Below are 11,903 nucleotides of genomic sequence, written 5' to 3' on the forward strand. Positions count from 1 at the left end.
GCAGGATACTCTAGCTTGCGAGTTGCATCCGGCCATCGCCGGATGCAGCCGCACCGACCGACGTCAGTTCACGCACCTCGGTAGCCGACAGTGCCGGACCAGCGAAGCAGCCCTCGACCTCGACAGCGCCGGCGGAAATGGCGCACTCCAGATCTTTGCGGCTGTCGACTCCGGTCAGCGTAACCGGTATGTCGACGGTGGATGCCAGTTGCAGGAACAGACTCAGCATCTGCACAAACCGCGCCTCTCCGGCGATCGCCTTGATATGATCGGTGTCGAGACGAACGCGGTCGATCGGGTGTACCCGGTTCATTGCCAGACCAGCGATGCCGGCAGAAAAATCACTCACGGCAATCCGCACGCCGGACCGGCGCAGAGTGTCGATCTCGGTCATCGCGATCCGGTCGTCAGCCGAAATCGCGTTGCAAAACACGTCGCACACCAGCCGCGAGGGAGCGACGCCAGCTACCGACAAAGCCTCGGCGACATCGGCGGCAAACCCGGGCGTGGCCAGTTGTGCAGGCGAAACCGGCAGGGTGACATCAATCCCCGAGCGCCAGTTGGCGGCATCATCCAGCACCTGGCACAGCATCCATTTGCCGAGCATCACCACCAGCCCGCTTTGCTCGGCCATCGCCATGAACAGTTTCGGTGCCACATCGCCGTAGAGCGGATGGGCCCATTTCAGATGCGCGGTGAACCCCACCGGCCGCGGCGATCCGGCCTCATAGATCGGCAGATAATCAACACCGAATGCGCCATCCGACAGGCTGTTGCGCATGTCCGTCTCAAGGTCGCGGCGCAGCCGGTAATCGCTGTCCATGGAATCCGTGTAAAAGCAATGGCTTGATCCTGCTGTCTCCTTGGCGCGGTAAAGCGCCAGATCGGCCCGCTTGAGCAGATCCGACAATACCACCGTGCCACTTTCCATCACCGCCACGCCAATGCTGCCGGCAGTATCAATAGTGACATTGCCGTAGTCGACCGGCGTGAACACGGCCTCCGCCAGCCGCGTACAGAACCTTCCAATGGCGGCATCGTTGGGCACATCTTTCCACAAGACAACAAACTCATCACCGCCAAGGCGGTAGACCTGCTGGGCCCCACCGCAATGGCGCTCGATGCGACGGGTCAGCACCCTGAGCACCTGATCGCCGGCGCCGTGGCCGAGCGTATCATTGATGTTTTTGAAGCGGTCGAGATCGAACAGCATCACCGCCACGCGTTCGTCCTGCGCGCTGTCGGCGACAAGTGCGGCAACGTCCTCGCTCAACGCATGCCGGTTGCGCAAGCCTGTGAGATTGTCGTGATAGGCTGCCTGGCGTAGCGAGTGGACGCTGGCCCGCTCATGCGCCAGTTGCCTGGCAAGCCGCGAATTCCGAAGACCAATGGCAATCAGAAACAAAGCCAGAACCGCGGGGCCGATGCCAAGCGCGAGCGCCAGAGGGCTAATCGAGGCATGGAGAGCCGCCTGAGCGATATGAACCCCCGCATAGCTTTCCACTGCCCAAAAAACCAAAGCCGTCAATGATCCGATTGCCAAACCGGCGATTGCATATCGCCGAAGAATGTCTGGCAGATAAGATTTCAGCATCATGCTAAAAACTCCTGTTCCCAGAGCATCATTACTTTTCAGGCTTTAACAAATAGTGACCGGTAATTTTTAATGGTAAACAGTTGATTTACGGTGTTTTTCAAAATTTAAGCTTTTGCTGCTACACCGGTCTCCAACCTCGTTCTGCCGATGCCGCCGAGACCAGTTTCACCCTCCAGCCTGGACCGTGTAGTGCCTTGACGACACATCATATTTCACCTTTTGGAAAATCCATGCCCCGCATCCGCCAGGCCGCATCAAAAACGATGCTGTCGGCAGTCATCGGTGGTCTGAAGCGTTTCCGCTTACCTCTCACCCCCACAATGCTTGCCATTGCGGCTTTGGGATTGTCGGGCTGCACGTCGGGCAGCCTCGAATCAAGCCTGCAGCCGATCGGCACCAAATCGCACTCGGCCAACACGCCGCCGCCGGTGGTCAAGCTGCAGCCGCCCGGAAAAGGCCGCTATGGCGACCACAAACCGGTCGATTTCGGACGCCGGCACCCGGATCTCTACCCGGTTCACGGCATCGACATATCCAAGTGGCAGGGAGATATCGACTGGGATCAAGTCCGCAAGGCCGGCATCTCCTTTGCCTTCATGAAGGCCACCGAGGGTGGCGACCATACTGACAGCCGTTTCGAGGAATACCTACGCGGCGCGCGCTCCGCCGGCATCGCCTCTGCGCCCTATCATTTTTACTATTTCTGCACGCCGGCACGGGATCAGGCAGCCTGGTTCATCGCCAACGTGCCGCGCTCCGCGGTACATATGCCGCCGGTGCTCGATGTCGAATGGAATCATGCCTCGCGCACTTGCAAGACCCGGCCCGATCCCGAGACGGTCCGGTCCGAAATCAAGATCTGGTCGGACATTATCCGGCGCCATTACGGCAAGACGCCGATCATCTACACCACGGTGGATTTCCACCGCGAAAACATCAATGGCGATCTCAAGCACCACCAGTTCTGGCTGCGCTCGGTGGCCAGACATCCGCAGGATATCTATCCCGACCATCCCTGGACCTTCTGGCAATACACCGGAACAGGCATGGTTCCAGGCATCAAGGGCAACACCGATATCAACGCCTTTGCCGGCAGCAAGAGCCAATGGCGCGCCTGGCTGCAAAAATATGCGCGCTGAACCCTCTGTGCGCACGCCCGATAGACATCAGCCCCGCGACGCGACGGCAACGTCAATGGCGGCATCAGCCCGATCATGAATCAGCCCACCTCAACATAGCCACAAATTTCGGGTGCGTTGCCAGCCCCACCAGGAGCCCAAACCATTATGAAATCCAGAATTTACCTCAGCCTCGTTCTTTCCAGCCTGATCGCCACCCCTGCGCTGGCGCAAGCGCCCACCTGCGGCGGCAATTTCGCCCAGTTTCTTCAGGGCGTGAAAGCCGAAGCGATGAGCCGAGGGATCAGCGAGGAGGTAGCCAACCACGCACTTGCCCGCGTCAAGGTCGACAACAAGGTGCTGTCACGCGATCGCGCCCAGAGCGTGTTCCGGCAGACCTTCCTGGAATTTTCCCAGCGCTCGGTCAGCGCCAACCGGATGCAGGTCGGCAAGAAGAAAATGGCGCAGTTTGCCGAGGTCTTCGCCCGCGCCGAGGCCGACTATGGCGTGCCGGCGCCGGTAATTACTGCGTTTTGGGGACTGGAAACCGATTTCGGCGCGGTCCAGGGTGATTTCAACACCATCAATGCGCTGGCCACGCTCGCCCACGACTGCCGCCGGCCTGAACTGTTCCGTCCGCAACTGTTGGCGGCCATCGAAATGGTTGCCCGCGGCGATCTCGACCCGGTCCGCACCACCGGCGCCTGGGCCGGCGAAATCGGCCAGGTGCAGATGCTGCCCAGAGACATCATCAAATATGGTGTCGACGGCGATGGCGACGGTCATGAAGACCTCAAGAACTCTTCCCCCGATGCCATTCTGACCGCAGCCAAGTTCATCCAGGCGCTGGGCTGGCGCGCCGGCGAACCATGGCTTGCGGAAGTGTCACTGCCTGATGGCAATTTTCCCTATGAAAAATCCGGCCTTGGCCAGGGCATGACCATCAATGACTGGGCCGCACTCGGAGTGACTTTCCGCAACGGTGCGCCGAGCACTCAGAACCTGCCCGCCGATCTGCTGTTGCCGCAGGGCCGCAACGGTCCGGCCTTCCTCGCCTTCCCGAATTTCTCGATCTATCTCGAATGGAACCAGAGTTTCATCTACACCACCTCGGCCGCCTATTTCGCCACACGGCTTGGCGGCGCCAAGCCCTATGACGCAGGCAACCCGGGGTCCGGGCTGAGCGACGTGGCGATGAAACAGCTGCAGCAAAAACTCGCCGCCCGAGGCCATGATGTCGGCAAGATCGACGGAATTCTCGGTGGCGGCACTCGTACCGCGGTGCGCGCCGAACAACTCCGCCTCGGCCTGCCCGCAGACGGCTGGCCCACCGAGGAATTGTTGGGCGCGCTGTAAGCATCGCTCAACCGCAAACGCCCAAGCGATTGAGGATAAAACAGCAGCAGCCGGGCCTCATCGTCCGGCTGTTTCAGCATCATCAGGACCCGCGTCGTCGAGCGGGCCGCTCGCTGCCTGATTGATCGACGGCGGCGGGTTTGGGGCGGCATCGCTGCCGGTCCGGGAAGGCGTATCAATCACATCACTGACCGGCTCTTTGGTGCCGCTGTTCCCGTCTTCCGGTGCAACTTCAACCACCGCCTTGGCCCCGGCACGGCGGGCACGGCGCTGATAAAGCGCAAACCGCGCGGCACGGTAGCGGGCGCGCACCGCCCACACCACATTCTCCACGCCATCGAGTTCATCCTCATAGGCCTCTGCCAGAGCCTGCCTGTAGGAGCCGATGCCCTCGCTGGCGATGTCCTCGACGCGCTTCATCAGGTTGAACCAGATCGGCGACATCAGCAGCGAAATTGCCGTCACCGCGATCGCCAGCCGATAGATATCCGCGCCAAAGGCGCCCGAGGCGAAGCCGGCCGCCGCCAGCACGAAGGAGAATTCCCCCACCTGCGCCATCGACAGGCCGGCCAGGAGCGCCGTCTTCGGGTCGGACCCGGTGCTGCGCAGCAGGAAGATATTGACCACCGTCTTCAGCGCCACCACCAGAAACGCGGCCGCCAGCACCAGCCAGATATTGGCCAGAATAAAATCGAGATCGATCAGCAGCCCGATCGAGAGGAAGAACACCACCAGCAATATGCTCTGAATCGGCTCGATCACTGGAATGACCCGGCTTCGAAGCGTCGAGTTGCCGGCGATGATGCCGGCCAGAAACGCGCCATAGACCGGCGACAAGCCCGCCAGGCCTGAAAGTGCCGCGGCGGAAAAGCACAGCGCCAGCGAGCCGATCGCCAAAAGGTCGACATTGTTTTCAATCGCTTCGGCAAAGGGCAGCTTGAGCTTCGGGTGACGGCCAAACCACCACAACAGGCCAGCCAGCAGTGCCACCGCCACCACCACCTTGAAAAGCACCGCGCCAAGATCAAAACTCTCGCCGCCAAGGCTCGAGACCAGGATCAACATCGGCACCACGGCCAGATCCTGGGCGATCAGCACGCCGACCGCGATCCGGCCCGAGGAGCTGCGCAATTCCCCCATCTCGTCGAGCATCTTCATCGCCACCACAGTGCTCGACAAGGCGATGATGAAGCCCAAAATGATGGTTTCCGACAGGCTCGCACCCAGCGCCAATGCCAGCACCGCCGCCAGCACCATGGAGGCAACCAGTTGTCCGCCAGCCACCAACACTGCCTGTTTGAGACTCAGCACAAAGGCCTTGATCGACAATTCCATGCCGATGAAGAACAGCAGCACAACGACGCCCATTTCCGCCAGCAGGGTGACGTTTTCCGATGTCGAGATCACCCCCAGCCCGGTAGGTCCGAGCGCCAGGCCGGCGAGGATGAAGCCCACCAGCGGCGGTTGCCTGAGCCGCATGAAACCGAGCCCCAGCAGCGCGGCGATGGCGATCGCAATGGCAATCGACACCATGTGATCGCCATGATGAACGGCATCGCCGACCGCCTGCTCCACCGCCTGCCCGACGGCCTGAACCGTGTCGACAATTTCGTCGTCCATCCAATACTCCCTGTCGCGCAAGACTAGTGTGGTTTGCGGCAAAACAAAATCGTCTTGGAAAAATTCGATCTTTTTGCGCGGATAGGCTTGGAGCGCGTACTGTCGCAGGAACAATCGATCTGTGCCGGCTTACTGTTGATCTTGTTTATGAAAATCGTCGCCGACGTGTCTTCATCCATAGGCAGAGGCAGACGGCCGGGATTAGATCTCTACAGCTTGTCGAACTCGTCCTTGTCGACCGGCATCAGCATCACCGCGGTGGCCATCACCGCAAAGCCGAAGGTTGAGCCGAACGACACCAGGAGGATGAACAGCGCCGTGATCCGGCTCGAGGAATACCAGATCAGATCGCCAAAACCATTGATGTTGAAATAGACCACCGCGGCCGCCACGGCCCAGCCGATCAGCACACCAAGGGCGGAATTGAGAAGAACGAAGCGGATCAGTTTCGGCATGCGCGGTCTCCAGACCAGCCTGAAGACTGGATTTGAAACGCCACTCTACCGCAAAAGTTTCGCAAAACCCGCGTGACAGATGCGCGCGGTGCAATATGTGGCAAAAGCCGCAATCAGGCGGCCGTAAATACGTTCAGCGAGCCATCGGTCTCGAGCACCACGCAAGCGAGTTCCGACATTTCCGCGTTACCATTGGCGTGCAGTGCGGCCGCAATCTCCTGTTTCGATATCCTCTCGGCGCGCATCGCTTTCTCCTGATAGACGCCGCGATGAACCAGCAGCGTCGGATTGCTCTTGATCAGGCTTTGAAATGCCGGTGAGCGCACCGACAACCAAGTGATGGCAAACTGCAGGATGATCAGCAACACCAGCGCCACCACGCCCTCGACCAGCGGCACCGACTTGGTGATGATGATCGACGACAGCATCGACCCCAGGCAGATGGTGACGATAAAATCAAACGCGTTGAACTTGCTCAGCGTCCGCTTTCCGGAAATCCTCAGCATCAGGATCAGCACCGGATAGGCCAGAAGCCCGGTAAGCACGATGCGGCCGATCCCGGCCCAGTTATCAAAGAAGATCGGATTGTCCATCGGCGCCTCCGGCTGGATTGAAGCTCTGCAACGCCGCCATCATCTTGACCGGGCGACCTACCCCAATCCACCAGTGCCGGCACGGGTCAACCCGCAACCCGGCGCATGGTTCCCCGCGCCCTGCCCCCTCGCTCAGTCCGCCATCGTCTCCAGGCTGGCAAAGCTCTCCGCTTCGCCATCTTCACCGAACGGCGTCGTCACCTCAACGAAGTCATTGGGGTAAAACCCATTGAAGCGGGTCCTCAGCGACAGCGAATAGGCGCCAATATGACCAATCTCGATCCAGTCGCCGGTGTCGACTGTTTCCGGCAGCCAGAACGGCCGCGACAGGATGTCGACCGAATCGCAGGTCGCCCCACAGACACGGAACGGTACGATCTTTGCTGGATTCCCCTTGCGGATGCGCCGCGCCGGATCGGGGATGAAGCGCGCCGGAAGCGTGATCTTGCCAGTCCAGCTGTCCGACAAGGAGGCCCAGATGCCATCATTGATGTAGAGCCTGCGGCCCTTGCGCAAAAGCACCCGCACCACCAGCGAAAACGCCCGCGCCACCACCACCCGGCCCGGCTCGGCCACCAACGGCATGTCGTCAAAGGCCCATTCGGTGATGTTCTCGCGCAGTTTGCCCATCAGCTCTTCGAGCGGTGGCATCGGCTTGGCCTTGCGGTTGGGATCATGGCCATAGACCGCCGGAAAGCCGCCGCCGACATCAAGGCCGACCAGCTCGACCCCGGCGCGGTTGCGCACCCAGTCGGCGGATTTGAGCGCCAGCTCGTAGGATTCGGCCTCCTCGACCTGGCTGCCGACGTGAAAGCACAAACCTACCTTGAAGCCGATCCTGCCGAGCCGCTGCACCAGTTCCACCGCATGGCCGGGGGCAGCACCAAATTTCTTTGATAGTTCGTACATCGCATGACCCTTGGTCTGCAGCCGCACGAAAATGGTGATCGAGGCCGGATCCAGATCGAGCGCCCTGACGATCCTGAGCACCTTGGCGATCTCGTCCTCGTGGTCGAGCGACATCACCCGGATGCCGTATTTTTCAAGCGCCAGCCTGATGTCCGACTGCGCCTTGACCGGGTGCATGTAGAGCATCTCGGCGGTCTTCGAGGCGGCCCGCACGGCGGCAAATTCGCCTGGCGAAGCGACGTCGAAGATTTTCACCCCGGCTTCAACCAACGCCTTGAGCACCATCGGCTCGCCATTGGTCTTGACCGCATAGGCGGTCTCGCCGGGAAACAGCTTCATGAATTGCCGGGCATCCTGCTTCAGCACATCCGGTCGGAAGCAATACAACGGCTGGTCCGGCCTTAGCTCGAGTGCGGCGTCCGTACCAGTGGCGAATCGTTGCATATGACGTCTCCCGGTTAGCATGCGACACTATCAACGTGGTTTCCCACCGGCAAATGACAAGCGGCTGATTTCGGGTGGTGCGCGCGCCGCGGCTGTGACAAGCACCACCAATCGGTTCGCATCCGTCCTTCTGATTGGAAATGCTCAATGACTGCCACCATCCACCGCTCCATGAATGCCCAGGTCTGGGGCCTGCTGGTCCTGCTTGGAATCATCTGGGGCGGGTCGTTCTTTTTCGGTCGGATCGCGGTTCAATTCATCCCGCCGATGACGCTGGTGCTGGCGCGGGTCGGGCTCGCGGCCATCGCCCTGCATGTCGTCTTTGGCCGGCTGCCCGGCTTCTACGCATCGATGGCAAACCGCTGGCGCGAACTGTTGCTGCTGGGGCTGCTCAACAATGCCATTCCGTTCACGCTGATTTTTGCGGGCCAGATCGAGGTCGGCGCCGGCGTCGCCTCTATCTTCAATGCCACCACGCCGCTGTGGACCGTGGTGATCGCTCAGGTTCTCACGGTCGATGAGAAAATTTCGCCCGCCAAGCTGATTGGCTGCGTGCTGGGTTTTGCCGGCATGGTGCTGCTGATCGGACCCGCGGCGCTGGGAATTGACGACAGCCCGCTCTGGGCCAAACTCGCCTTCATCGGCGCCGCCATTTCCTATGGTTTCGCTGCAACCTACAGCAAACGTTTCAAGGGGCTTTCGCCGCGCATCACCGCCACCGGACAACTAACCGCCTCGAGCCTGATCATGCTGCCGCTGGCGATTGCCGTCGACCAGCCCTGGACGCTGCCGATGCCACCGCTCGATGTGATTGCCGCGGTGCTGACGCTGGCGCTGGTCTCCACCGCCTTTGCCTACATCCTGTTTTTCCGCATCCTGGGCGCTGCCGGTGCCACCTCCGCCTCGCTGGTCACGTTGTTAGTACCACCCGCGGCGATCATCCTCGGCGTCGCGTTCCTTGGTGAAACCCTGTCGCTGACAGAGGTGCTTGGGCTCGGCCTGATCGCGCTTGGGCTCTTGTCACTCGACAATCGCCTCGCCATAAAGTGGTTGCACAAGGCCTGACGGCCCTGATTTGCCGGGAGGAGACAAAATCCATGGGCCATAATCGCATGATGAGCCTCGAGGCGCTGGTTTCGGCGCGCGACGCAGGCAAAGCTGATCCGGGCGTGATGATCACCCTAAGCCGTGACGCCATCGCCCGCAAGGATGCAGCTATCAAGGCCTTTGCTCATGTGGCAGAAAACCCCGTGGTTGCCGACAACGGCCCGCTCGCCGGCGTTTCCCTTGGCGTCAAGGACATCTTCGACACCTTCGATCAGCCCACCGGCTATGGCTCACCCGCCTATGACGGCCACCACCCGAAGGTCGATGCCGCCATCGTTGACCTGGCGCGCCGCCGTGGCGCAACCATCATCGGCAAGACCGTCACCACCGAATTTGCCTATATGCACCCCGCCGCCACCGTCAATCCGCACAATCCGGCACATACCCCCGGCGGTTCGTCATCAGGCTCTGCAGCCGCGGTTGCCGCCGGCATGATTCCGGCAGCCATCGGCACCCAGACCGGCGGTTCGGTAATTCGTCCCGCAGCATTTTGCGGGGTAGCCGGCTACAAGCCGAGCTTCCGGCTGCTGCCCACATCGGGCTTGAAACATTACGCACCCTCGCTCGACACCGTCGGGCTGTTTGCCGCCGGCGTCATCGATGTGGCCTTGCTGGCCCAACTGCTGACCGGCCGAAAGCTGGCGGCTGAACCGGTTGACCCGTCCAGCATCCGTGTCGCAGTCTATCGCTGCACGCAGCTTGAAGGCGCCGATCCGGCGATGCAGAAGGCACTGTCAAAAGCCGCCGACATGGCCGCCAATGCCGGCTTTGACGTCGGCGACATCGCCGAACCGGAAGCTATGGCCGCTGCCCGCGATGCCCATGCAACACTTCAGGACCATGAGGCCGGCCTGGCTTGCGGCCCCGATCTTTCCCGACATCGCAAATCCCTGAGCCAGCGTCTGGTGGACGCCATCGAGCGCGGCCAGGGGACCGAGCCCGGCGCCTATGACGCCGCCCGCAAACTGGCCAAACGCGGCCGCACAGCCGCCCGTGGGCTGTTCGGCGAGGTCGATATCCTGCTTACGCCTTCCGCGCCGGGTGCAGCGCCTGAGGGGCTGGAATCAACCGGCGACGCCCGATTCAACAAGCTCTGGACCCTGATGGGAACCCCGGCGGTCAACATTCCCGGTTTCAGCGACGCAACCGGGCTGCCGCTCGGCATTCAGGTCGTTGCCCGATTCGGCCACGATCAGGTGTTGCTGTCTGTGGCCGCAGCGCTGGAACGCGCCTTCAAAGCTTAGAGGGCGGGCAGGCGTTTGGAGCCGAAACTGGCTGACGAAAATGCGCCTCGCATGACGGTTTCGGGGCATTTCAAGCCGACGAATTCCGTCATCAATGGGGCGGGAATGCGGCATGGACAACCAGACCACTTCGGTGTTGGCCCTCGCGGCACTCTGAAGGGACCGTTTCTTAACAGAAAATGAATGAGTTCTTTATCCGGTTATTTCAACAGGATAGGCACCACCTCGGGAACGCTTTGCTCCGTTTTAGGTGCAGTGCAGCAACGAATTTTCTTTTCACGGGGCAGAATCCACGCGTATCATTCGACGGTATAACGCGAAGGAGGACCACCATGGGATTTACGCAATCGCTCAATACCCTTGTGATCTGTGCAGCGTTCATATTTGTCGGTGCGATGCTCTTTATCTGACCTCGGAGCACACCGTCAAAAAAGGGAAAAAATCAAGGACGGGAGCGTTTCGGCGCTCCCGTTTTGCGTTCTGAGGCTGGAAACGGCGCGCTCAGAGAAGGCAGCCGTCATGCCTTGCCTTCAGCGCCGGTTCAGGCCGCAGCACCCACGGCGGTAACCGCATCAGTGCCACGCAGACCGAGCAGATGGCAGATCGCATAGACCAGCTGTGCCCGGTTCATCGTGTAGAAGTGGAAATCATCAATGCCGCGCTCGACCAGATCATTGACCTGCTCGGCAGCAATTGCCGCAGCAATCAATGCCCGGGTCTCGGGATCCTTTTCGAGCCCGTCAAAGCGCCGTGCCAGCGAACTGGGAACCGAGGCGCCGCACAGCTTGGAGAACCGCGCAACCTGCGTGAAATTGTGGATCGGCAGGATCCCCGGCACGATCGGCACATAAATTCCAGCCCGCCGCACCCGCTCGACATAGCGCTCGTACACGTCGTTGTCGAAAAAGAACTGGGTGATCGCCCGGGTGGCGCCGGCATCGACCTTGCGTTTGAGCATGTCGATATCGGTGGCAAAATCCGGGCTTTCCGGGTGGCGCTCGGGATAGGCCGAGACCGAAATTTCGAAATCGGCGATGGCGCGCAGGCCCGCAACCAGTTCGGCACCGTTGGCATAGCCGCCCGGATGCGGCTGATAGGCGGCGCCCACGCCTTCAGGCGGATCGCCCCTCAGCGCCACGAAATGATTGACCCCAAGCGCCTGGAATTCGCGCGCCACCGCATCGACCGCTGCCTTGTCCGAGCCCACGCAGGTCAGGTGCGCGGCCGGCGCGAGAGCCGTCTCTGAGGCAATCCGGCCCACGGTGTTGAGCGTCGGCTGCTTGGTTGATCCGCCGGCGCCATAGGTCACCGAGACGAAATCCGGCTGGAACGGCGCAAGCCGGGTGATGCTGTCCCACAACTGGCTTTCCATGTCGCCATTCTTGGGGGGAAAGAACTCGAAGGAGACCTTGATCCTTTCAGGCAGTGCCTGTGCGCTGGCGCGGGAGGAGCTGGACATA

At 61.0% G+C, this 11,903-nt stretch carries 10 protein-coding genes; 4 read left to right on the forward strand and 6 right to left on the reverse strand.

Translation table 11 applies throughout. From position 1 onward, the window contains the following. Nucleotides 1-10: 10 nt before the first annotated feature. The gene (locus ACK6D9_RS18845; protein ID WP_412049679.1) at nt 11-1,597 is read right to left on the reverse strand and encodes a diguanylate cyclase domain-containing protein; all 1,587 of its coding nucleotides are present in this window, start codon (nt 1,595-1,597) and stop codon (nt 11-13) included. 320 nt (nt 1,598-1,917) lie between these two features. Between ACK6D9_RS18845 and ACK6D9_RS18850 the strand changes: the two genes are divergently transcribed. After that, nucleotides 1,918-2,736 (forward strand): GH25 family lysozyme, encoded by an 819-nt coding sequence (locus ACK6D9_RS18850; RefSeq protein ID WP_412051846.1) that lies wholly within the window; start codon nt 1,918-1,920, stop codon nt 2,734-2,736. 147 nt (nt 2,737-2,883) lie between these two features. Further along, nucleotides 2,884-4,071: a lytic murein transglycosylase gene (locus ACK6D9_RS18855; protein WP_412049680.1), complete on the forward strand. Its 1,188-nt coding sequence runs from the start codon at nt 2,884-2,886 to the stop codon at nt 4,069-4,071. Between the two features lie 57 nt (nt 4,072-4,128). Here ACK6D9_RS18855 and ACK6D9_RS18860 read toward each other — a convergent pair whose 3' ends face one another. From ACK6D9_RS18860 to ACK6D9_RS18875, 4 genes are all read right to left on the reverse strand, one after another. Beyond that, nucleotides 4,129-5,691, reverse strand: a complete 1,563-nt coding sequence (locus tag ACK6D9_RS18860) for a cation:proton antiporter (protein ID WP_412049681.1) — start codon at nt 5,689-5,691, stop codon at nt 4,129-4,131. Between the two features lie 209 nt (nt 5,692-5,900). Beyond that, nucleotides 5,901-6,146 (reverse strand): hypothetical protein, encoded by a 246-nt coding sequence (locus ACK6D9_RS18865; RefSeq protein ID WP_267653491.1) that lies wholly within the window; start codon nt 6,144-6,146, stop codon nt 5,901-5,903. 113 nt (nt 6,147-6,259) lie between these two features. After that, nucleotides 6,260-6,739 (reverse strand): DUF421 domain-containing protein, encoded by a 480-nt coding sequence (locus tag ACK6D9_RS18870; protein ID WP_412049682.1) that lies wholly within the window; start codon nt 6,737-6,739, stop codon nt 6,260-6,262. A gap of 132 nt (nt 6,740-6,871) precedes the next feature. After that, nucleotides 6,872-8,092, reverse strand: a complete 1,221-nt coding sequence (locus tag ACK6D9_RS18875; RefSeq protein WP_412049683.1) for an alanine racemase — start codon at nt 8,090-8,092, stop codon at nt 6,872-6,874. Between the two features lie 147 nt (nt 8,093-8,239). Between ACK6D9_RS18875 and ACK6D9_RS18880 the strand changes: the two genes are divergently transcribed. Both ACK6D9_RS18880 and ACK6D9_RS18885 read left to right on the forward strand, forming a co-directional pair. Then, nucleotides 8,240-9,157: a DMT family transporter gene (locus ACK6D9_RS18880; RefSeq protein WP_412049684.1), complete on the forward strand. Its 918-nt coding sequence runs from the start codon at nt 8,240-8,242 to the stop codon at nt 9,155-9,157. A 32-nt stretch (nt 9,158-9,189) separates the two neighbouring features. Continuing rightward, the gene (locus ACK6D9_RS18885; RefSeq protein WP_412049685.1) at nt 9,190-10,443 is read left to right on the forward strand and encodes an amidase; all 1,254 of its coding nucleotides are present in this window, start codon (nt 9,190-9,192) and stop codon (nt 10,441-10,443) included. Between the two features lie 541 nt (nt 10,444-10,984). On the opposite strand, the gene metF is transcribed toward ACK6D9_RS18885, so the two are convergent. Then, a complete protein-coding gene (metF, locus tag ACK6D9_RS18890; RefSeq protein WP_412049686.1) occupies nt 10,985-11,902 on the reverse strand; it encodes a methylenetetrahydrofolate reductase [NAD(P)H] in 918 nt (305 codons plus the stop codon). Nucleotide 11,903: the final 1 nt, after the last annotated feature.

This window comes from Hoeflea sp. Naph1 (genome assembly GCF_046837775.1).
Classification (GTDB): domain Bacteria; phylum Pseudomonadota; class Alphaproteobacteria; order Rhizobiales; family Rhizobiaceae; genus Hoeflea.